The 20300-nt window shown below is 66.0% G+C and carries 19 protein-coding genes; 8 read left to right on the top strand and 11 right to left on the bottom strand.

The features are described 5' to 3' along the window. Nucleotides 1–52 precede the first annotated feature (52 nt). The 4 genes from ASG27_RS26300 to ASG27_RS23405 all read right to left on the bottom strand — a co-directional run bounded on the left by ASG27_RS26300 (nt 53) and on the right by ASG27_RS23405 (nt 5702). Nucleotides 53–709: a MalM family protein gene (locus ASG27_RS26300; protein ID WP_082486133.1), complete on the bottom strand. Its 657-nt coding sequence runs from the start codon at nt 707–709 to the stop codon at nt 53–55. Continuing rightward, complete coding sequence (locus ASG27_RS27050) at nt 706–1422, bottom strand: hypothetical protein (RefSeq protein WP_156370936.1); 717 nt, start codon at nt 1420–1422, stop codon at nt 706–708. The genes ASG27_RS26300 and ASG27_RS27050 overlap by 4 nt, the downstream gene beginning before the upstream one ends. 84 nt (nt 1423–1506) lie before the next feature. Continuing rightward, entirely contained in the window at nt 1507–2667 is a 1161-nt protein-coding gene (locus ASG27_RS23415; protein WP_056411960.1) for a pyridoxal phosphate-dependent aminotransferase, read from the bottom strand. 1055 nt (nt 2668–3722) lie between these two features. Then, on the bottom strand, nt 3723–5702 hold the full coding sequence (locus ASG27_RS23405) for a propionate--CoA ligase (protein ID WP_156370934.1): 1980 nt from the start codon (nt 5700–5702) through the stop codon (nt 3723–3725). A gap of 460 nt (nt 5703–6162) precedes the next feature. Here ASG27_RS23405 and chrA point away from each other — a divergent pair, with 460 nt between their 5' ends. Both chrA and ASG27_RS23395 read left to right on the top strand, forming a co-directional pair. Next, nucleotides 6163–7536, top strand: a complete 1374-nt coding sequence (gene chrA / locus ASG27_RS23400; RefSeq protein WP_056421336.1) for a chromate efflux transporter — start codon at nt 6163–6165, stop codon at nt 7534–7536. Between the two features lie 274 nt (nt 7537–7810). Next, nucleotides 7811–9004: a GAF domain-containing sensor histidine kinase gene (locus tag ASG27_RS23395; protein ID WP_082486132.1), complete on the top strand. Its 1194-nt coding sequence runs from the start codon at nt 7811–7813 to the stop codon at nt 9002–9004. A 15-nt stretch (nt 9005–9019) separates the two neighbouring features. On the opposite strand, the gene ASG27_RS23390 is transcribed toward ASG27_RS23395, so the two are convergent. Beyond that, nucleotides 9020–9481: a nuclear transport factor 2 family protein gene (locus ASG27_RS23390; RefSeq protein ID WP_056421337.1), complete on the bottom strand. Its 462-nt coding sequence runs from the start codon at nt 9479–9481 to the stop codon at nt 9020–9022. Nucleotides 9482–9593: 112 nt separating this feature from the next. Here ASG27_RS23390 and ASG27_RS23385 point away from each other — a divergent pair, with 112 nt between their 5' ends. After that, a complete protein-coding gene (locus ASG27_RS23385; protein WP_056421338.1) occupies nt 9594–10415 on the top strand; it encodes a helix-turn-helix domain-containing protein in 822 nt (273 codons plus the stop codon). A 250-nt stretch (nt 10416–10665) separates the two neighbouring features. Here the strand turns inward: ASG27_RS23385 and ASG27_RS23380 are convergent, their stop codons facing one another. Both ASG27_RS23380 and ASG27_RS23375 read right to left on the bottom strand, forming a co-directional pair. Beyond that, nucleotides 10666–11268: an isochorismatase family protein gene (locus tag ASG27_RS23380; RefSeq protein ID WP_056421339.1), complete on the bottom strand. Its 603-nt coding sequence runs from the start codon at nt 11266–11268 to the stop codon at nt 10666–10668. 89 nt (nt 11269–11357) lie between these two features. Beyond that, on the bottom strand, nt 11358–12509 hold the full coding sequence (locus tag ASG27_RS23375) for a PQQ-dependent sugar dehydrogenase (RefSeq protein WP_082486131.1): 1152 nt from the start codon (nt 12507–12509) through the stop codon (nt 11358–11360). 227 nt (nt 12510–12736) lie between these two features. On the opposite strand from ASG27_RS23375, the gene ASG27_RS23370 reads away from it, so the two are divergent. Next, nucleotides 12737–13306, top strand: a complete 570-nt coding sequence (locus tag ASG27_RS23370; protein ID WP_056421341.1) for a C40 family peptidase — start codon at nt 12737–12739, stop codon at nt 13304–13306. Between the two features lie 56 nt (nt 13307–13362). Here the strand turns inward: ASG27_RS23370 and ASG27_RS23365 are convergent, their stop codons facing one another. Next, nucleotides 13363–13752: a hypothetical protein gene (locus ASG27_RS23365; RefSeq protein WP_056421342.1), complete on the bottom strand. Its 390-nt coding sequence runs from the start codon at nt 13750–13752 to the stop codon at nt 13363–13365. A gap of 104 nt (nt 13753–13856) precedes the next feature. On the opposite strand from ASG27_RS23365, the gene ASG27_RS23360 reads away from it, so the two are divergent. From ASG27_RS23360 to ASG27_RS23350, 3 genes are all read left to right on the top strand, one after another. Then, a complete protein-coding gene (locus ASG27_RS23360) occupies nt 13857–14525 on the top strand; it encodes an adenylate/guanylate cyclase domain-containing protein (RefSeq protein WP_056421343.1) in 669 nt (222 codons plus the stop codon). 152 nt (nt 14526–14677) lie between these two features. After that, nucleotides 14678–14929 (top strand): GlsB/YeaQ/YmgE family stress response membrane protein, encoded by a 252-nt coding sequence (locus ASG27_RS23355; RefSeq protein ID WP_056421481.1) that lies wholly within the window; start codon nt 14678–14680, stop codon nt 14927–14929. Between the two features lie 98 nt (nt 14930–15027). After that, the gene (locus tag ASG27_RS23350) at nt 15028–15540 is read left to right on the top strand and encodes a hypothetical protein (RefSeq protein ID WP_056421344.1); all 513 of its coding nucleotides are present in this window, start codon (nt 15028–15030) and stop codon (nt 15538–15540) included. 18 nt (nt 15541–15558) lie between these two features. On the opposite strand, the gene ASG27_RS23345 is transcribed toward ASG27_RS23350, so the two are convergent. The 3 genes from ASG27_RS23345 to ASG27_RS23335 all read right to left on the bottom strand — a co-directional run bounded on the left by ASG27_RS23345 (nt 15559) and on the right by ASG27_RS23335 (nt 19113). Next, nucleotides 15559–17271, bottom strand: coding sequence for a DUF6351 family protein (locus ASG27_RS23345; RefSeq protein WP_056421345.1), 1713 nt, complete (start codon nt 17269–17271; stop codon nt 15559–15561). 255 nt (nt 17272–17526) lie between these two features. Further along, the gene (locus tag ASG27_RS23340; RefSeq protein WP_056421482.1) at nt 17527–18549 is read right to left on the bottom strand and encodes a Bug family tripartite tricarboxylate transporter substrate binding protein; all 1023 of its coding nucleotides are present in this window, start codon (nt 18547–18549) and stop codon (nt 17527–17529) included. Between the two features lie 87 nt (nt 18550–18636). Then, nucleotides 18637–19113: a DUF3237 domain-containing protein gene (locus tag ASG27_RS23335; protein WP_056169004.1), complete on the bottom strand. Its 477-nt coding sequence runs from the start codon at nt 19111–19113 to the stop codon at nt 18637–18639. A 148-nt stretch (nt 19114–19261) separates the two neighbouring features. Here ASG27_RS23335 and ASG27_RS23330 point away from each other — a divergent pair, with 148 nt between their 5' ends. Then, nucleotides 19262–20200 carry a helix-turn-helix transcriptional regulator gene (locus ASG27_RS23330; RefSeq protein ID WP_200912478.1) on the top strand — a complete coding sequence of 313 codons (939 nt, stop codon included), beginning with the start codon at nt 19262–19264 and terminating at the stop codon, nt 20198–20200. Nucleotides 20201–20300: the final 100 nt, after the last annotated feature.

Genomic DNA, 20300 nt, shown 5'->3' with positions numbered 1-20300 from the left:
AGCCGCCTCATCGCTTCTTGCCAAGCGGCTGGGACGGACTGGAGTTTGCCGCTCATTTTTTCTGGGGCTTGTCGAGCCCTGAAACCTCTATATGCAGGCTTCCAGTGGGCGAAGAGCGTAGCGTTGATTTTCCATCACGACCGCCAACGACATTGAACATGATCGTCCCGACAACGACGGTGTTGTAGGTGACTTCGGAGTATGGTCGTTCGATGGAGGCAGAAAGATCTGATCCATAAATGGCGATGTATCGTTCGGCGTTGTTCTGCGGATTGATGAAAATGGTTCGCTCCAAATCATTACCTCGATTGCGCAGACTTTTTTCGTCAAAGCTTCGAGTCGCAGCGAATTCAGAGTCGTATACCTTCACTCGGGGGATAAAAAGTGCATTGTCGTTGACCACGCCTTTTGCACTGCTTGTCAGTGTGATGGCATAGGGCTTTTCATAAACTGGAAGTTCCAGAAGTACGAAAAAGGCTTTGGTGCCATCGAACTTGTGGGCCTGCGCTTTTGCATCCACAGCAATATCCGTGGGCAATAGCGAAAGCGGAATACGCTTGGCTTCACTCAGATCGGAACAACACAACGGCGTTTTGTCCAAGGCGGCAACGCCATCGCTCACAATTTTTTCGCCGGTCTGCATGGTCTGGCAGCCCACCAGAGACAACGCAATTCCGATGGTTACCAGGCGACTTTTCTTGTGTATCACGGCCGCTTCAGATCCAGGGAGATTTGTGTTGCCAGCACATCAAGCCCTGCGATAAGACCTTGCCGCGTTTTTTGGGGATCGCTGATCAAAGTATCGATGTTTGAGAACCGATACTGTTCGTCCGAAGTGAAATGAATCGCCTTGGATTGGGGCGCAGTGTAGCCATAGCTGAAGGTATCGGCATAAAGCTCTTTATCGAGTTGATCGGAGAGGACAACCTTCACACCTACAGATGGAAAATAATCAGAAGTGGGTCCCGCAGCCACATATCCTCCATTCAAGCGAAAACACAAAACAGCATCTGCTTGAACGCCCATTTTCCGTGCTGTGGCCAGCATATCCTCTTCTTTTACGTCTTTCGGCAAGACCAAACGTGCAGTGGTGTAGCCCTGTGCCTGCAGTTTTTCAGCCAGAACCTTTTCGAAACGATCTCTGAGGGTTGTCTTGTTGACGTCGATCGCTTCAGTCAATCGTGAACCTTTCGCATGCATGTCCGCCGTGGCGACCAGTGCGCCGATCAGGCCGAAGCCCGCACCTGGGTGGCCAATCATGACTGCTTCATACCGGTCTTGATCAGGATCGCGAACAATAAGGACCGTCTTCAAATTGGTGGCCATTGCCTGATTAAAAGCCGTCTTTTTTGGCGCCTGAATACAACCTGTTAATAACATGGCTACCAAAACCAAACCTGCTACGCTGATTTTTCTGAACACGCGAACCCCTCTCTTATTTGAAACCAAATAATTATTGTATTGCAAATTGCAAGCATAAAATGCCGATTCAGGTGCATCAACAAGTCACGTTTGGGACTGAAGCCAACCCTGCAAGCGCTGTACACCGGCCTCCAGTCGCGCCGGTTCTTTGGACGCAAAACACCAGCGCAGCCAACCCTGGGCCTCTGGCGCGAAAGCGTTGCCCGGAGCCAGGCCCAGCCCGGCCTCGCTGACCAGCCGCTGCGCCACGGCCAGCGAATCATCAAACCCATGCAGGCGGAAAAACGCGTACATCCCGCCCAGCGGGCTCGCCACCTCCACCTGGGGCACCGCCGCCAGCCGGGGCAGCAGCGTGTCGCGGCAGCGGCGCATGTGGGCCACCAGGGGCGGCGTGATCTCGCCCGCGTGCTCCAGTGCCGCCAAGCCCGCGCGCTGGGTGAACACGCTGGAGCAGGAGGTGTTGAACTCGATCAGCTTGCCCACGGCATCCACCAGCGCAGGTGGCAGCACCAGCCAGCCCAGGCGCCAGCCGGTCATGAGGAAGCTTTTGGAAAAGCTCTGCACCACGATGAGCCGGTCTTCGGCGTCAGAAATGTCCAGAAAGCTCGGCGCGCAGCCGTTGGGTGTCGCACCGTAGTACAGGCGCTCGTAGACCTCGTCGGCCAGGATCCAGGTGCCGGTGCGGCGGCAGTGCTCCAGGATGGCCTGCTGCTCCGCCCGCGTGAGGGTCCAGCCCGTGGGGTTGTTGGGCGCGTTGACGATGAGGAGGCGCGTGGCGGGGGTAATGGCGTCGAGCAGCGCCTGCAGATCCAGCGTCCACGCCCCGCCTTCGGCCCGCAGCGGCACGCAGTGCACACGCGCACCCAGCACGGCGGGCTGGGCCGTGAGGTTGGGCCACACGGGCGTGACGGCCACCACATCGTCGCCCGCATCGAGCAATGCCTGCATCGCGATCATCAGCGCGCTGACTCCGCCCGAGGTCACTGCGATACGGTCTGCGCTGATGGGGCCATGCAGGGCGCTGGCGTAGCTGGCGATGGCCTGGCGCAGATCGGGCAGGCCGAGGTTGTGGGAGTAGAAGGTTTCGCCGCGTTGCAGGGATTCGATGGCGGCCTGGCGGATGGGCTCGGGGGTGATTTCGTCGCTCTCGCCGAACCAGAAGGCCAGGACATCGGCGCGGCCCATGCCGGCGTTGGCGACTTCGCGGATTTTGGAGGCTTCTAGGTTTTCTACGGCTAGGCGCATGGGAGGGGTCCTTGGGCGGTCTGGGGGAAGGAGGATGGTTGAGCATAGCTGCAGGTGCGATGGCAATGGCACTCGGGCGCCTGCCGAGCCCAACCGTTCAGGTTGAGTTTGCCGAAACCTGGGCGCATCGGCCCATCGCCGTTCGGGTTGAGCTTGTCGAAACCTGGGCGCTGCTCGCAGGCTCGCTGATGGGCAGCATGCCTTTGTTGAGGGCGGAGGCCGGGAGTCGCCCGGCGTGCGAGTAACTTTCTTTCCGTGGGGTGCGCTGCGGAACTCGCTGCGCGCTGCCGCGCTACGCTCAAACATCCGCAGCGAGTCAGTTCACGATGCGTGTGTCCTTCGGCACACGCTCACCCCAAGCCCTGCGCTCCTCGGCGCATCCTGAAGGGCGGGGGGAGAGGACATCCACACGGGCCATTGCTTCGCTCGGCCTCGCTTGCGCAGCGCGTGGCGCTTGCGCCCGCGCGTTCGGGGTCGAGCAACGCGATGGCCCGTGTGGCTGTTCGGATGTTCGGCTGTCCACCCCCTGCTGGCTGCGCCTGCGGCGGGGGGTTGCGGGGTGGCATGCGCGTCGCAGCGCGCATGCTTCGTGCTCTAGCTCGCCGTGGTTGTCTGAACGTAGCGCGCAGCGCGCAGTGAGCTCTGCGGCGCACCCCGCAACCGCCCCGACGCAGGTTTGCCCCTTCGCAACGCGAAGGGGTCGCAGACTGGGGGTCGCCTTTCTTTTGGGTACTTTTCTTTGGCGAAGCAAAGAACAAGTACCTCGCCCGCCGGGGCGAACTCCCGGCNGCGAAGGGGTCGCAGACTGGGGGTCGCCTTTCTTTTGGGTACTTTTCTTTGGCGAAGCAAAGAACAAGTACCTCGCCCGCCGGGGCGAACTCCCGGCCTCCGCCCTCCACACAGGCTCACCTCTCAAAGCAGCGAGCTCGCGAGCAGCGCCCCGGTTTCGACAAGCTCAACCCGAACGGACAGAGGGCGACTTATAGGCACAGGCTTCACCAAGCTCAGCCCGAACGGCTGAAAAGAAACAGGCCAAGGCCAAGGCAATCAGCCACTCACTCCCCCACCAACGCCCTCACCTGCTGCAACGCCGCCGGATCCTCCATCGTCGTCAAATCCCCCGGGTCCCTCCGCTCCGCCACCGCCTGCAACGCCCGCCGCAGCAACTTGCCACTGCGCGTCTTGGGCAGCACCGTCACAAAATACACGCGCGCCGGCCGCGCCACCGCGCCCAGTTGGCCGTCCACCTGTTTCATCACCTCGCCCTCCAGCCTCAGCCGCGCAGCGTCGTCGACCAACCCGGACGCATCCCGCGGCACTGCAAAAGCGATCGCCACCTGCCCCTTGAGCGCATCGGCAATGCCCACCACCGCCACCTCCGCGATGTTGGGGTGCGCAGAAATGCTCTCCTCGATCTCCCGCGTACCCAGGCGGTGCCCCGCCACGTTGATCACGTCATCCGTACGGCCCAGGATGAAGTGGTAGCCGTCGGCGTCCCGAATGCCCCAGTCGAAGGTGCTGTAGATCAGCCGGCCCGGGATGCTCTTCCAGTAGGTATTGACGAAACGCGCGTCGTCGCGCCACACGGTCTGCATGCAGCCAGGGGGCAAGGGGCCCTCGATGGCGACCACGCCTTTCTGGTTGGGCCCCGTCAGCTCCTGGCCCGTGGACTCGTCGATGAGCTTCACGTCGTAGCCATACATCGCCTTGCCCGGGCTGCCGAAACGGGTGGTCTGCGGCTCCACGCCGTTGGCCAGGGTCAGGATGGGCCAGCCGGTCTCGGTCTGCCAGTAGTTGTCGATGATGGGCACCTGCAGGGCATCGCTGATCCACTGCGCCGTGGGCTCATCCAGCGGCTCGCCGGCCAGCCACAGGGCCTTGAGGCTTTTGACGTTGTACCGGGCCAGGTAGGCCGGGTCCTGCTTCTTGAGCACCCGCACGGCCGTGGGGGCCGAGAACATGTGCGTGACCTGGTACTTCTCGACGATGCTCCACCACACGCCCGCGTCGGGCCGCGTGGGCAGGCCCTCGTACATGATGGTGGTCATGCCGGCGATGAGCGGGCCATAGACGATGTAGCTGTGCCCCACCACCCAGCCGATGTCGCTGGTCGCGAAAAAGACTCCCACGCTCTGCCGCTCGCGCGGGTCGCTGCCCCCCAAGGGCGCCGCGTTGTCACCTTGGGGCGGCCCGGCGGTGAGAACCTCATCCCCCGCCTTGGCATCGAAGATGTGCTTCATGCTCGCGGCCAGTGCCACTGCGTACCCGCCGGTGTCGCGCTGCACGCCCTTGGGCTTGCCGGTGGTGCCGCTGGTGTACAGGGTGTAGCTGGGGTGCGTGGCGTCCACCCATTCGCAAGGCACGACTGTGCCCAGGTGCTGGGTGCGCAGGGCTGTCCAGTCATGGTCACGGCCGGGCTGCAGGTGCATGGGGGCCAGGCCCCGGTTCACCATCAGCACGGCAGCGGGTTTGTGCTTCGACAGCGCGATGGCCTCGTCCAGCAGCGGTTTGTACGGCACCACCTTGCCGCCGCGCGACCCGGCATCGGCACTGACCACCGCCACGGGTTCGGCATCTTCGATGCGCGAGGCCAGCGACCCCGAGGCAAAGCCGCCGAACACCACCGAATGCAGTGCGCCGATGCGCGCGCACGCCAGCATGGCGAACGCGGCCTCCGCGATCATGGGCATGTAGATGAGCACGCGGTCGCCCTTCTTCACGCCCAGCGTCTGCAGCACCGCTGCCATGCGCTGCACCTCGGCGTGCAGCTCGGCAAATGTGTAGCTGCGCTCGGTGTCGGTTTCGGTGGAGATCGCCACCAGCGCAGGCTGGGTGGCCCGCTCGGCAAGGTGGCGGTCCACTGCGTTGTGGCACAGGTTGGTGGTGCCGTCCACGAACCACTTGGCAAATGGAGGGTTGCTGTAGTCGCACACCTGCTGCGGCGGGGTCTGCCAGTCGATCAGTTGCGCCTGTTCACTCCAAAAAGCGTCGCGATGGTCGATGGATTGGCGGTAGAAGTCGGTGTAGCGGCTCATGGTGGTGTGTCTCCTCGGCATCTCGGTGTGCCCGCCTGATGGCTGGTTTTGAATTCATAATTATTCATGACGGGCTTGCGGCAAACTGACGCTGGGATAGTCAAGGTGCCCCTGGGCCTACCTCTGCGAAAAGCTGCGATCAGCCCCTTGGGGGCGGGCTCAGGTGCGCTGCCGACAGAAGCCACTTGCTTTCCGAATGGCCTGTGGCCTGTCGCCCAGCTCTTGTGCTGCATACGCCTCTCCCCAGGCCGCGCGCTGTAAGCCATGGCGTGCAGTTCGGTGGGGCATGTGTGGCGCTTGCACCCTTGCACCGCGTGCATGTAGATAGTTGGAATGAAAACATGCCTCGCGGCCATCACCTCCCCTACAGTCACAGGGGCCGTGCCCGCCCGGCCAGCCAGCCAGCCAGCACCACCGCACCCGACCCGCCCCACCCCGACCTATTCGTCGGCGCACCACCATGAGCCCACCTCCCATCGCCGCAGAAGCCTCCGCCCCAGAGCGCCCTGCCCCTGTCAGCTTTGCCGAGGCCTTCCGGTTCTGGCTCAAGCTCGGCTTCATCAGCTTCGGCGGGCCTGCCGGGCAGATCGCGATCATGCATGCCGAGCTGGTGGAGCGCCGCCGCTGGATCAGCGAAACGCGGTTTCTGCACGCCCTCAACTACTGCATGCTGCTGCCCGGCCCCGAGGCCCAGCAGTTGGCCACGTACATCGGCTGGTTGCTGCACCGCACCTGGGGCGGGATCGTGGCAGGCGCGCTGTTCGTGCTGCCGTCGCTGTTCATCCTGATCGGTCTGTCCTGGGTGTACCTGCGCTTTGGCGACGTGCCGGTGGTGGCGGGCATCTTCTACGGTATCAAGCCCGCCGTGACGGCGCTGGTGCTGCATGCGGCGCACCGCATCGGCACGCGGGCGCTCAAGAACCGCTGGATGTGGGGCATCGCCGCAGCGTCGTTCGTTGCAATCTTCGCTTTCGACGCGCCCTTTCCGGCCATTGTGCTGGCCGCGGGGGTGGTCGGCTATCTGGGTGCACAGCGCTGGCCAGGTGTGTTCGCGCTGGGGGGCGGGAATGCCGCCGCGCGCACGAGCTATGGCCCGGCGCTCATTGACGACGACACGCCCACACCCGCGCATGCGCGGTTTTCGCGCCGCCACCTGGCGCTGGTGCTCGGGGCAGGCCTGGCGCTGTGGCTCGGCGCGATGGCGCTGCTGGTGGCCACGCAGGGGTGGCACGGCACGCTCACCCAGATGGGCTGGTTCTTCACCAAGGCGGCCATGCTGACCTTTGGCGGTGCCTATGCGGTGCTGCCGTATGTGTACCAGGGCGCAGTGGAGCATTACCAGTGGCTCAGCGGCCCGCAGATGATGGACGGGCTGGCGCTGGGGGAGACCACCCCGGGCCCGCTGATCATGGTCGTGGCTTTCGTGGGATTCGTGGGCGCCTGGCTGCAGCAAGTGTGGGGCCCCGACGCACTGTTCGCTGGCGCCGCTGCCGGCGCGGTGGTGGTGACGTTCGTGACCTTTCTGCCGTCCTTCATCTTCATTCTGGCGGGTGGCCCGGTGGTGGAGGCCACGCACGGCAAGCTGGGGTTCACCGCGCCGCTCTCGGCCATCACGGCTGCGGTGGTGGGCGTGATCCTGAACCTGGCGCTGTTCTTTGCCTACCACCTGCTGTGGCCCCAGGGCTTCGCCGGCCGGTTCGATGCCTTCTCTGCGGTGATCACGGTGGTGGCCGGCGTGGCGCTGTTCCGCTTCAAGACCGGTGTGCTGACCCTGCTGGGCGCGTGTGGTGCGGCCGGGCTGGCAGTGGTGCTGCTCAGGCCGTGGTTCGCCTGAGCCATCGAGCCGGGAAATCTAGCCGAGCAATCTAGCCGGGAAATGCAGCCGAGTTACGGTCTCGATGCGGCCAGGTGACCGGCGTTGTACCCGCCTGCTGGTCCGGCAGCGCGGCCTGGGGCACTGCGTCTTTTGACATACACAGTCTGCTCGATAATGCGGGTATACCCCGCAGCCACCCCTTGGCTGGCGGCTGTCATTGCCCCACGGGCAGCGGCAGCAGACAGATCAAATTTTCTACCGATGTGGTAGATGGCCACAGGAGCCGAGAGCGATGGCGCTGCATATCGAAGACATTGGCAAACAACTGGAAGTGGTCGCCAAGATCCCCGGCATTCCGGCGATCTTGAAACTGCTGCGCGACCAGACCGGCATGCGTTTCGTCGGTCTGGCACGGGTGACGCCGGACCGGTGGATCACCTGCGCGGTCCTGGACGAAGGCGGATTCGGCCTGGTGCCTGGCGACGAGCTGGATGTGAACACCACCATCTGCAAGGCGCAACTGGGCGAGCCTCAGACGGTCGTGTTCGACGATGCGGACGCCGATCCCCTCTACTGCAAGCACCCGGCGCCACAGCTGTACGGGTTTCGAAGCCACATGTCGGCGGCCATCCACCTGGCGGACGGCAGCTACTTCGGCTCGCTGTGCGTGCTCGACCCCGACCCGGTGGTCGTCAACAACGAACGCAATATCGGCATGCTGGAAGGCATGGCCGCGCTGATCGGGCGGCTGCTGGACGAGAGCTTCGCGCACGGCGCCACCTTGCAGGCACTGAACGAGGAAAAAGCCGCGGGCTTCTCGCGCGAGCAGTTTCTGGCGGTGGTGGCGCACGACCTTCGCAACCCCCTGGCGACCATGCACGTGGCCAGCGAGCTCCTGACGCGCAGCCCCGATGCCGCCATGGGCCGCATCGGAAGGCGCCTGCGCAGCAGTGCCGCCCGCATGACGGGGCTGGTCGACGACCTCGTGGACTTTGCGCGCGGGAGGGCGGGCTCAGCCATGCCCATCCGCATGTCGGCCTGCCAGGACCTCGACGCCATCCTCGAACATGCGGTGCAGGAGATCAGGGACATCCACCCCACCCGGGACATCCGCTCGGACCTTCAGATGGGCGGCCCGGTGTGGTGCGATCCGGCGCGGCTTCAGCAACTGGTGTCCAACCTGCTCGGGAACGCCGTGACCTACAGTGCTGCGGACTCGCAGATCGTGGTGCAGGGCACCGTGCAGGACGGCGAAGCCATGGTGGCCGTGACCAACTGGGGCAACACCATCGCCCCGGACCGCATCGACTGCATTTTTGCGGCCTACACCCGCGACAGCCCCCTGTGCGAGGACACCAGCTTGGGCCTGGGGCTGCACATCTGCCAGCTGATCGCGTCGGCACATGGCGGCACGCTCAGCGCCAGCTCGGATGCATCTGCCGGAACCCGGTTTGCGATGCGCTGGCCGTCGAGCGCCGGCCGCTGACCGCTGACCTTCACGTCAAGCCGCCACGCTACCCGTAGGCGCACCGGCCTGGGCCATGCGCTGCTGCACCGCTTGCGCCAGCCAGGCCAGCGCGGGCAGCGGCCTGATGAAAACCTCCACGGCAATGACGCGGCCCTGCGCATCGAACTGCAGGCGGTCGATGCCCCTCACGGCATGCGGCCCCAGGTCGCCGTCGAAGCTCAAGGCGAGTTCCTGGCCGTTATCGCTCCACAACGCGTTGCCATAGGCAAAGCGGCCATACAGGCTGAACGCGAGGCCCAGCACCATGCCCACGGCGGCCGCGCCGCACAGCGGCTGGTCGTCCAGCGGCGACCGCAGCACCACGTCCGGGTGCAGCAGGCGGGGCATCGCAGCAAAGTCACCCGCAGCGAACAGGGCGCGCCACGCGGCCAGGGTACGGGCTGCGTCGGCGTGCGCGGGGGTGTCGCAGGACGGGGGAGAAGAAGGTTCTTGCATGGCGGGTCTTCATAAGTTGGAAAGAAGCCCGCATGCTCAGGTCGGCGCGTCATTGGCGCAATCACCTCCGAGGTCATAGAACCCCGGCCGACTTGTGCCACCATCCGTCGCCATGTCTTTTGCCGACCCTTCCCGCACCAGCCACCCGCCGCCCCGCATCGGCCCGCTGCTGCGGGCGCTTCGCGTGCGCCGGGGGCACAGCCAACTGGCGCTGGCATTGCACACGGGCGTGTCGCAGCGGCACCTGAGCTGCCTGGAAACCGGCAAGGCCCAGCCGAGCCAGGCCATGCTGCTGGCGCTGTTGGATGCGCTGGGGGTACCGCTGGAAGAACGCAACCAGGCCCTGATGGCCGCGGGCTTCGCCCCCCACTACCCGCGCAGCGACTGGGACGCCCAGGCGCTGCTGCAGGTGCGAGATGCCCTGCGCCGCCTGCTGAAGGTCCACGAGCCAGCGCCCGCAATGCTGCTGGATGCCCAATGGAACCTGCTGGAGACCAACGCCGCCGTGCCCGCGCTGATGCGGCTCATCGGCTTTGTGCCGGGCCCTGCGACACCGGGCGAGCCCCTGAATTTGCTCGACCTCTTGCTGCGGTCCGACGGCCTGCAGCGCTGGCTGATCGACGCACCGCGTGTGGCGCAGGCCGTGCGGCAGCGCGCCGAAGCGGAAGCACCTTTCAATCCGACCCTGGCCGCGCGTCTGCAAGCCATGCCTTCAGCCAGACACCGGGCAGCCGCCACCCTGGCGGTGGCGCCCCCGCCCCATTCGCCGGTGCTGCTGCTTCAGCTGCAGTCTGGTGCGGGTGTGCTCAGCTTCATGTCGGCCTACACCACGCTGGGCTCGCCGATGGACGTGACGCTGGATTCACTGCGCATCGACCACCTGCTGCCGGCAGACGCCAGCACCCGAGAGGCGCTGGAGCGCGAACTGGGATAGCAGTCGGCCATTCGCAGTCTGTGGTTTGCAACTGCCGTTTGCTATATTTTCAGTAGCTGGACGCGCCCGACCATCAAGCGCGAGGGCAGAAAACAACTCGACATGCCAAAGCGGTGATGGTCCCTAGGGCCAACATGGAAACGCAACTGCCAAATGTCACGAACAGGCAGTGCGCTTTGCACAGCCCTCGGCGCCGAGCACTGCCGCCCTTGGCTTGGTGCGGCGCCCTCCTCCTCAACGACTGCGCGGACTACTTGATGAGCGCCAGCACGTCCTTGAAGGCCGGGTGTTCGCAGCTGCCCAGCCACTCGAAAGCCACCATCTCGGTCGTCACCAGTTCGGCACCGGCGCCTGCCAGCCGGTCGAAGGCCGCGTCGCGGTTGCGCTCGGTGCGGGAGCCGCAGGCATCGGTCACCACCCAGACGTCGAACTCGTCCTCGATGAGTTGCAACGCCGTCTGCAGCAGGCACACATGCGCTTCGCAGCCCGCGATGACGATGGTGCCGCGCTCGGGCGCCTGCTGGGCGGGCTTTTGCAGGTGCTTGGGCAGGCTGCGTGCGTTGCCGCCCTGGGGCCGGGCGGGCGGACGCAGCCACTCGCCCAGGCCTTCTTCGGTGGCACTGAAATTCATCTTGGCCAGCGTCTTCTGGCACAGGGCGCGCAGCGCGGGGTCGTTGGCGCCCAGGCGCGATGGGTTCTGCTCGGTGCCCCACACGGGAACGTCCAGCATCGCCGCGATCTGTGCCAGACGGCGGGCGTTGGCCAGCACGGCGGGGCCCTCGAAAATGGCAGGCATCAGGCGTTCCTGGTAGTCGACCAGGACGAGTTGGGATTCTGTGGCGTCAAGCAGCATGGGTGTGGGCCATTCGGAGTGGCCGGTTCTCGGAAGATGGCCGCATTGTCGCAGCCCTGCCTGGCCGGGGGCGCCAACCGCCCCGGGGATCAGGATGGCTGCAGGCGCACCAGCCGGCCCTGCGGGCTGTCGGTCAGCAGGTACAGCAGGCCGTCGGGTCCCTGGCGCACGTCGCGGATGCGCTCACCATTGCCTTGCAGCAGCTTTTCTTCGCGCTGCACCTTGCCCTGCGCCACCTCCAGCCGGTGCAGCGTGCCGAACTTGAGCGAGCCGACAAAGAGGCTGCCCTTCCAGGCGTCGCCATAGCGCGTGCTGGTCAGAAACGCCATGCCCGACGGCGCAATGGAAGGCACCCAGTAGTGCAGCGGCTGCTCCATGCCGGCCTTGGCCGTGCCCTCGCCCATCTTGCCGCCGCCGTAGTTCTCGCCGTAGGTGATGACCGGCCAGCCGTAGTTGCGGCCCGGTTGCGGCACGTTGATCTCATCACCCCCCTGGGGTCCGTGCTCGTGCATCCACAAGCTTCCATCGGGCGCCAGCGCGGCCCCTTGCGGGTTGCGATGCCCGTAGCTCCAGATCTCGGGCAAGGCCCCCTGGCGCTGGCGGAAAGGGTTGTCGGCCGGCACCGCGCCGTCGGGCGTGATGCGCACGATCTTGCCGTGGTGGTTGTCGAGCTTTTGCGCGTCGTCCTTGCGCTGGTAGCGCTCGCCCAGCGCCAGAAACAGGTTGCCGTCGGCCGCCTGTACGATGCGGCAGCCGAAGTGCAAAGCGCTGTCCACCTTGGGCCGCTGGCTGAAGATCACTTTCACGTCCTGCAGACTGCGCGCGTCGGCCGACAGCGTCGCACGCGCCAGCGCCGTGCTGTTGCCGGATGCGCCCGCGGCCGCCGGTTCCGAGAAGCAAAAGAAGATGCGGCGGTTGCGCGCGAAGTTCGCGTCGGTGACCACATCCAGCAACCCACCCTGCCCGCCGGCCGCAACCAGAGGCACACCCGCAAGCGCCGGGCCGACCTGCCCTGTCGCCTGCACGACACGCATGCGGCCTGGCCGCTCGGTCACCAGAAATTGCCCGTCGGGCAAGAAGGCCACCGCCCAGGGGTTGAACAGGCCGGTGGCTACCGGAGTCAGCGTCACCGCAGGGGCACTGGGCTGCGCGCCCGCGCTTCCCACGCCACCCGCTATCAAAAAAATAGCTGCATACGCCTTTGCAGCGAGCGCTACCAGCCCATGTCGATTGCGATCCATCCCGCGACGCTCCTTGAATGCTGTCAACTTCACCATGTGCCCATCATCGGGCAAATGTTACAAATAACCACAAATTTCAGTCGGACTTTAAGCCGGGCGCACGCAGGCGAGCACCACGCGCGAATGCACGCTCCTACAGGGAAAAGTTTGATTTACATGAACCAAATCAACAGCTTGCAGGGTTGATTATTTCTCATCACTAAGCGTACGTGTTACCCTCCGTCCCCATGTCCAGATGGCTTTGCATCCTCCTGGTGGCCTGCGCCACCTCCGCCCAGGCGGCGCCCCAAGGGGCCAACTCTGACGAGATGGACCGCTTCATTGCGGACAAAGGCCTGCTCACGCGGCTTGAAGACGTCAGTCAGCGTGTCGCAGACAAGGCCCACACGGTGGCGGACAACGCCTCCAACCTGGCCATCCACGCCATGGGTTTCCTCGGTGTGCCCTACAAGCGTGGCGGCAACAGCGCTGAAACCGGTTTTGACTGCAGCGGCTTCGTGCGCGCCATGTACGAACAAACGGTAGGCCTTTTGCTGCCGCGCCGTGCCGACCAGCAGGCTGCGGCCACCCAGGTCATCGACAAAAAAGACCTGCAACCCGGCGACCTGGTGTTCTTCAACACCATGCGCCGCAATTTCAGCCACGTGGGCATTTACGTGGGCGACAACAAATTCATCCACTCACCCCGCAGCGGCAGCGAAGTACGCGTCGAAGACATGGGTGTCACGTACTGGGCCCGCCGCTTCAATGGCGCGCGCCGCGTCGCCACGGACAAGGACGTCGCCTCTTCCAAGTGAATCCGCGTGCAGCCGGGCATCTGTTCGTTACCGTGCACCACACTGGGTCCCACGCCCTACGGCTTGATCTGGTACGTCGTTTCCGTACTGCGGATCGGCCCGCCCACCACATTCACCGGTCCCGCTGACGGATCACCCCGCAAGATGGCTTTGGCCTTGGCCATGTCCGCCTGATAGCGGGCGCGTGCCTGGGACTCGCAGCTCTTGCGGTCCGCAGCGCCCATGCTGCGGCACTCTTCCAGGCTCACCTTCAAACCGCCGCCCGCTTCGCGGATAGCGGTTTGATAGTGCTGCTGCCGTGTGGTGTCCGGCACTGCGCCACGTGCCAACGAGGCATCATCGCCGCTTTGTGCCAGCGCCGTGCTGGGCGCAATCGCCGCGGCGCCCAAGGCCAGCGCGGCAACAAACACCAGAGGCAAAGATCGGGTCTTGAAGATGGTGGTCATGGCCTTCCTTTTGCTGTGCATGCCGGTCAATGTAGGCCGGGCAGGCAGCCATTGCCGCCAGCACCTGCCGCGCTACCATGTGGGACACCTCCCACAGGCCCGCCATGAACTCCCCTGCCCCCTTGCCCCTGGCCGCAGACACGCCGCACGACAAGAAATACCTGCACCGCCTGCTGTCGCAGCGCAACCAGCAACCCCAGGACGTGCGCGAGGTGGATGCCGCCATAGAGGCGGCCTTCGTGCGCGACGTGGCGATTCTGGTGCTGGACATGTGCGGCTTCTCGCGCATCACCGCCCGCCACGGAATCATCCATTTCCTGGCCATGATCCACCAGATGGAGCAGGCCGCACGGCCTGCCATCGAGGGTAACGGGGGCCAGGTGATCAAGCAGGAGGCCGACAACCTCTTCGCGGTGTTCTCCAGCGCCGAACACGCGCTGGAGGCGGCCCTGGACACGCTGCGCGCGCTCGAGGCGATGAATGCCGTCCTGCCGCCTGAGCGCGCCCTTGCGGTCAGCGCGGGCATCGGCTATGGGCCTACCCTGGTCATCGCCCATGAAGACCTCTTCGGCCCGGAGATGAACTGCGCCTGCAAGCTGGGTGAGGACATCGCCGGCCCGAGCGAGATCCTGCTGACCGAGGCGGCCCATGCGGCCTTGCCAGCGGAACGCTACGCCTTTGCAGCCAGCCAGCACGAGATCTCTGGCGTGACCCTGTCATCCCGCCGCTTCGAGCGCTGCCTGTACGAGCGGCCTCTGGGCGGCGAGCAATGACGCGCGGCTGAGCCAGCACGCTCTGCCCAGCGCCGGTTACGCCAGCCACCGTGACCCCGCGGGGACTGGCACAGGGCATCTTGTCCGACAGGTGCCGGGCCATGCTGTCCCTAAATTCCCAGACAACCGTTCATAACAAAAAGGGAATGATCATGATGGCTCTCATAGGCACTTTATTGGTCGGTCTGGTCGTCGGGTTGCTGGCACGCGCCTTCAAGCCCGGCAAGGACCAGTTGGGGTGGATCATGACGGCACTGCTGGGCGTTGCCGGGGCCTTCCTGGCCACCTACCTGGGCCTGGCCATGGGGTGGTACCAGCATGGCGAAGCGGCCGGCTGGATCGCCTCGGTGATCGGCGCAATGGTGCTGCTGGCCCTGTTCGGGCTCGTCCGCAGCAAGCCCTGACAGCGCGCATGCCATTGCAATCGCTCAGCGCACGGCTCCACTTAACATTTGAAGGCGTCCGGCAGCATCTGCGCGGCGCCCAACACACGCACCACACCATGCCCACTTCCTTCCAGATGGCCGCCGGCAACCCGGCACTCCAGGCGGCGGTCCAGCGCAGCCGCAAGCTGCTCCACCGCCGCGCCCTGGTGGCGGCAGCGGCCAGTGCCATGCCGATTCCGGGGCTGGACTGGGCGGTGGACGCCGCCCTGCTCTCGCGCCTGCTGCCACAGATCAACACCGAGTTCGGCCTGTCTGCCCAGCAGATAGACCAGCTGGACCCGCACAAACGTGAACAGGTCCAGAAGGCCGTGAGCCTGGTGGGGTCGGTGCTGATCGGCAAACTGGTCACGCGCGAGCTGGTGCTGCGAGCCACCCAGAGCGTGGGCGTGCGCCTGACGACCAAGCAGGCCGCCAAATACGTGCCGCTGGCAGGCCAGGCAGTGGCCGCGGGCATCGGCTACGCCACGCTGCGCTACCTGGGCGAGCAGCACCTGCGCGACTGCGTGCGGGTGGTGCAGGAGGCAGACCTGCAGTTGCCCGCCCCCGCGGCCACCCCCCGCCGCAAATAGCCCGCGCGGGCGCCAGCCTTACTCCGCCGCGCAGACGAAGCTGCTCGCATCCTCCACATTGCCCGACCCCTTGTACTTGGCGAATTGGGGGTAGGCACACAGCGGACGGGTGCGGTTGGGCATGTCGGTGTTGGTGGGCAAGGCCTTGGCCGCGATGGTGTCCGGCGCCACGCCCTTCTCCACCCAGTCCACCATGGCCTGGATCGAATCGAAATTGTCCGTGGCGGGGCCACCGGAGCAATGGTTCATGCCCGGTACCAGGAAGGTGCGCGCAAAGCCCTTTGTCGCTGCGATGCCGCCGTTGTTGGCCGCCAGGCGTTCGTAGTAGTCCATCGTGTCCTTCGCCGAGAAGATCGGGTCTGACATGCCGTGGATGAACAGCATCTTGCCGCCGCGCTGCTTGAAGGCCGCGAGCTTGTCGTCCCGGTAGGTATCGTAGATGGCCGAGTACGCTTCCATGCGGGCCGGGTCGGTGTCGAAGTTGAACGTCAGCGGGTTGAACGTGAGGTCCGGCGGGGTGAAGAACTCGTTGACCAGGGCGTCCACCATCAGCGTGATGTAGCGCGCATCCGGTGTGGCAGTGGTGGAGCTGCCCAGCGTCCAGGCGCGCCAGCCGGGGGCGGCAAGGCCTGGGTCCCACGGCTGGCCGGCATACAGCGCCTGGCCTGCCGAGTTGCGCGGGCCAGCGAACACGCTCTTGAGCGCACCCACCTGGGCGCTGCTCAGGCAGTCGGCACCCTTGGCGCCGCTGCACTGCAGCACGGCCGGGTCGAACTGGCAGGCCTTGACGTTGCTCACCAGGCCATCGGCCGCACCGTCCGCGGCATCGCACGACGCTTTGACGCCGTTGGCCACCAGTTGGAGGTCCGCATTGCTGAAGGCTTGCGACAGGATGCGCTTGCCTGCGCCGTCCTGCGGGGCGATGGCGTTGAACTGGATGGTGTTCCACATCGCCGCCACCGTCGCGCCGCTCGATACCCGCATGGCCGGTGCGCCTGCGGTGATGGCGTCGAAATAGTCCGGGAACCGCTGCGAGAACATCATGCCCTGCCGCCCGCCGCCGGAGCAGCCCGAAAAGTACGAGTGGTCGGGCTTGCGTCCGTAGCGCGTGGCGATCAGCGACTTGGCGGCCACGGCCGTCTTGTCGTAGGAGTTGTAGGCATGGTCGATGCGGGCCTGCGGGTCGGCGCCGAAGCTGGCAGACGTGCCGCTGTGGCCCGCATCGGTGGACACCACCGCGAACCCCTGGCCCAGTGGCGACGGCGTGCCTACCGAAATGCTGGAGCTGAGCGAGGTGTCGCGCAGGATGCCGTCGTTGCCGCCACCGCCGATGAATAGGAAGCGCCCGTTCCAGTTGTCCGGCATGCTCAGCTGAAAACCGATGGCGTAGTTCTTGCCATCCACGCCCACACGCGGGTTGATGGCCCCCGTGACCACGCAGTGGCCCGGCAAAAAGCTGCCGGTGGCGGCACCGCCGGGGCGCTTGGTGTCTGCGGCCACGTAGCTGGTGCTGAGCGAGGTGGCGGCCAGGCCGGCCTTGGCCGGCAGTTCGGCGCAGGCCGCGGCCGGCGTGGCCTGCTGCGCCGACGCATCGCCGTTGCCGCCGCCGCAGGCGGCCATCAGCAAGGGCATGGCCAGCGCTGCCGGGACGACCTGGCGGCGCAGCCGGGATGAACGGCGCGCGGTGTTCGCAGCGGGTGGCTGGGCCCGAAAGACATGGACAAAAGGCATGGCGTGTGTCTCCTCAAGTTGTCGTGGTGGTGATGGTTTGGGTGCTGCGAGGCCGCTGGCCTCAAGGGGCGCGTCGGCTCACGGAGCGTGCTGCGCCCAGGCTCCCGCCCGCCTGCGTTCGCACGCGCAGGTCTCTGGACGTGATGGAAGGTGGCGCGGAGCGCCACCCACCGGGCGGCTACTGAGCTGATGAGCTGATGAGCTGCTCAGCCGCTCAGCCGTTCAGCCGCTGAAAACGCGCCGTCAGCAGCGCATTCAGTCGGCCTTGAAGCCGGTGGCAGTCACTGCCTTGCCCCAGGTCACGGTGTCGGCCGCGATGGTGCGGGCAAAGTCCTGCTGGCTGGTGCCCGTCACACGAAAGCCGGCCTCTTCCATCTTGGCCTTGCCTTCGGGCGACTGCACCGCCTTGACGATGTCGGCATTGAGCTTGGCAATGATCTCCGGCGGCGTCTTGGCCGGCGCCACGATGCCGAACCACGACGAGAACTCCAGGTTGGCGTAGCCCTGCTCCTTGATGGTGGGTACGTCCGGCAGCGTGTTGGTGCGGGTGGCGCCGGTGGTGCCCAGCGCGGCCAGCTTGCCGGCCTTCACGTTGGGGGCGGCCAGGCCCACGCTGGCGAACACGCCCTGCACGTCGCCGCTGAACAGGCCGCCCAATGCATCGGCCGTGTTCTTGTAGTGCACCGGCTCGGGCTTGAGCTTGACCGCATCGCCGAACATGAAGGCGCCAAAGTGCCCGGGCGTGCCCGCGCCGAAGGTGGCCAGGAACAGGCCCTTTTGCTGCTTGGTCCAGTCGACGAACTCCTTCACGTTGCGCGCCGGCACCTTTTGCGGGTTGACCAGCAGCACAAAGTCGGAGGTGACCACCTGGCTCACGGCCGTGAAGTCCTTGGCCGGGTCGTAGGGCAGCTTGTTGTAGCTGCTGGGGGCGATGCTGAGCTGGCCCGTTTCGCCCAGCATCAGCGTGTAGCCGTCGGGCGCGGCGCGCGCGGCTTCGCTGGCGGCGATCAGGCCGCCGGCGCCGGGCTTGTTGTCCACGATCACGCCGGCATTGCCCCAGCCTTCGGACAGCTTTTGCGCCAGCAGGCGCGCCACGATGTCCGGCCCGGTGCCGGCCGGAAAGCCCACGATGATGCGCACCGGCTTGTTCGGGTACGTGGCGGCACTCTGCGCATGGGCGCCGGCCCAGGGCATGAGCCCGGCCAGCAAGGCGGCGGCCACGAGGGCGCGGCGGGGTGTGGTGGTCAGGGAGGAACGAGGCTGGGCGGTGGTCTTCATGGTTGTCTCCAGAAATTCTTGTGGGTCGGTCAGGGTCAAAAAACGCAAAGGCAAACGGTGGGTGGGGTCAACACGGGCAGCCGCCCGCTACCGCAGCTCGAAAAAACGCATCGCCACGGCGTCCGGGTAGCGCGCGCCGGTGCCGACGAACATGCGCTCGGCGATCCAGGCCAGCGCCGGGGACGCGGTCTCGAAGCTCGGGCTGCAGCGGAAATAGATCTGCGCCGGGTCCACCGGCTCGCCGCGCACCAGGCGAGCGATCAGCTCGGCCGGGCCGGAGCGCACCGCCCGGTTCTGCACATAGATGAGATCGCCGCCATCGGTCTCCAGCACGTAGCGGGCGTCCAGCTCGGACAGCCGGTCATTCACGATGAGCTGAAAATCCGCGCCACCGGGCAGCACCCGGGCGCTCCAGCCGTCGCCGGTGGCACTGCCGCCCAGAATGGGGATCAGCCGGCGCAGCCCGTGCACGGTGTGGCCCACCTCCTGCGGGGTGCCGACCTCCACGCGCAGGTCGGCAAAAAATCGGAATTGCGGGTCGGGCAAGGGGATGAGGTCAGACATGGGCCCTAGCGTAAGTCCCGTTGCCAAGCATGCCTGTCATCCCAGAGGATGACGGGATAACCCGACTGTCCGGCGGCGGCTGGCCCGGCGGTTTTGACGCACACTTCCCGATTTCCGCCAGCATCACCTCCCCCATTCAGACTTTCCCATGCGGCAGTGGCTCCCCCCTTCCTCGCAGACAGCGCCCGGCCGGCAGGTGCTGCACAGTGCCGCGAGCCAGACGCTCGCCGGCATGGTGCACCGCCTGGGCGACAACGGCTTTGCACCGGGCCTGCTGCAGGACCTGGAGCCCGTGCTGCCTGCGGCGTCCTGGTCGGTGTACCGCACGGGCCACCGCTGCAAGCCCACGCTCTTCATGTCGGCCAGCCGGGGCGTACCGGACACCACGCAGGACTGCTGGTGGGCGTACCTGTCGGGCCCGTACCGCAGCGACCGCACCTGGGGACGCTCGTTCGACGAGGCGCCGTTCGCCCAGCCCGAAACCCGCCTGTGCCATGTGACCGCCACCGAGGTCGAGGGCGAGCACCGCGCCCGTGTGTACGAGGCCCATGGCGTGGCCGAGCGCGTATCGGTGGTCGAATACGAAAGCGATGGCTCGGTGTTCGCCGTCAACTTCTACCGCCACCAGCACCAGCGCGCGTTCAGCGACCGCCAGATCGCCGCCTTCGAGTCCGTCGCACCCGTGCTGCTGGCGCTCACCCGCAAACACATCCTGCTGTCGCACGCCTGTACGCCCTCTTCGCCCATGCTGTGGCTGGAGGGGCCGGGCGGCAGCCCGCTGGCCCCTGGGCACGATCAGCCCGGCCCGCACGCCGCCCCGGCCCTGCTGGCGGCCGACGCGCCGCTCGGTCCGCTGGCTGCAGACGCGCTGCCAGCGCTGCGCATGCGCCTGATGCGGCTGCAGGCCGAGCTGACCGACCGCGAGCTCGATGTCTGCGCCCGGCTGCTGCAGGGCATGACGCACGAGGGCATCGCGAGCGACCTGGGCCTGAGCGTGCCCACCGTCAAGACCTACCGCAACCGCGCCTTCGCACGCCTGGGCATCCACTTTCGCAACGAGCTGTTCGCGCGGGTGCTGGGCGGCTGAAGCGCCAGACCGGCGCGGTGGTCGCACGCCGATGGTTTACACCTTCACGATGAACGGGCAGGACCACCGGCCCGCCGCCACGCCAGCCGGCACCACCACG

It is taken from the genome of Acidovorax sp. Leaf191 (assembly GCF_001424425.1).
GTDB lineage: Bacteria > Pseudomonadota > Gammaproteobacteria > Burkholderiales > Burkholderiaceae_C > Acidovorax.
Note: the sequence above shows the minus strand (reverse complement) of the source record. Positions and strands in the feature narration are given on the sequence as shown.

What these genes read in the sequence shown, in the direction of transcription:
- ASG27_RS23350 (WP_056421344.1), top strand. Translation starts at nt 15,028, where the DNA reads ATGCCCACTTCCTTCCAGATGGCCGCCGGCAACCCGGCACTCCAGGCG.
- ASG27_RS23360 (WP_056421343.1), top strand. Translation starts at nt 13,857, where the DNA reads ATGAACTCCCCTGCCCCCTTGCCCCTGGCCGCAGACACGCCGCACGAC.
- ASG27_RS23390 (WP_056421337.1), bottom strand. Translation starts at nt 9,481, where the DNA reads ATGCAAGAACCTTCTTCTCCCCCGTCCTGCGACACCCCCGCGCACGCC.
- ASG27_RS23370 (WP_056421341.1), top strand. Translation starts at nt 12,737, where the DNA reads ATGTCCAGATGGCTTTGCATCCTCCTGGTGGCCTGCGCCACCTCCGCC.
- ASG27_RS23385 (WP_056421338.1), top strand. Translation starts at nt 9,594, where the DNA reads ATGTCTTTTGCCGACCCTTCCCGCACCAGCCACCCGCCGCCCCGCATC.
- ASG27_RS23340 (WP_056421482.1), bottom strand. Translation starts at nt 18,549, where the DNA reads ATGAAGACCACCGCCCAGCCTCGTTCCTCCCTGACCACCACACCCCGC.
- ASG27_RS23335 (WP_056169004.1), bottom strand. Translation starts at nt 19,113, where the DNA reads ATGTCTGACCTCATCCCCTTGCCCGACCCGCAATTCCGATTTTTTGCC.
- ASG27_RS23380 (WP_056421339.1), bottom strand. Translation starts at nt 11,268, where the DNA reads ATGCTGCTTGACGCCACAGAATCCCAACTCGTCCTGGTCGACTACCAG.
- ASG27_RS23415 (WP_056411960.1), bottom strand. Translation starts at nt 2,667, where the DNA reads ATGCGCCTAGCCGTAGAAAACCTAGAAGCCTCCAAAATCCGCGAAGTC.
- ASG27_RS23395 (WP_082486132.1), top strand. Translation starts at nt 7,811, where the DNA reads ATGGCGCTGCATATCGAAGACATTGGCAAACAACTGGAAGTGGTCGCC.
- chrA (WP_056421336.1), top strand. Translation starts at nt 6,163, where the DNA reads ATGAGCCCACCTCCCATCGCCGCAGAAGCCTCCGCCCCAGAGCGCCCT.
- ASG27_RS23375 (WP_082486131.1), bottom strand. Translation starts at nt 12,509, where the DNA reads ATGGATCGCAATCGACATGGGCTGGTAGCGCTCGCTGCAAAGGCGTAT.
- ASG27_RS23355 (WP_056421481.1), top strand. Translation starts at nt 14,678, where the DNA reads ATGATGGCTCTCATAGGCACTTTATTGGTCGGTCTGGTCGTCGGGTTG.
- ASG27_RS23330 (WP_200912478.1), top strand. Translation starts at nt 19,262, where the DNA reads ATGCGGCAGTGGCTCCCCCCTTCCTCGCAGACAGCGCCCGGCCGGCAG.
- ASG27_RS23365 (WP_056421342.1), bottom strand. Translation starts at nt 13,752, where the DNA reads ATGACCACCATCTTCAAGACCCGATCTTTGCCTCTGGTGTTTGTTGCC.
- ASG27_RS23345 (WP_056421345.1), bottom strand. Translation starts at nt 17,271, where the DNA reads ATGCCTTTTGTCCATGTCTTTCGGGCCCAGCCACCCGCTGCGAACACC.
- ASG27_RS23405 (WP_156370934.1), bottom strand. Translation starts at nt 5,702, where the DNA reads ATGAGCCGCTACACCGACTTCTACCGCCAATCCATCGACCATCGCGAC.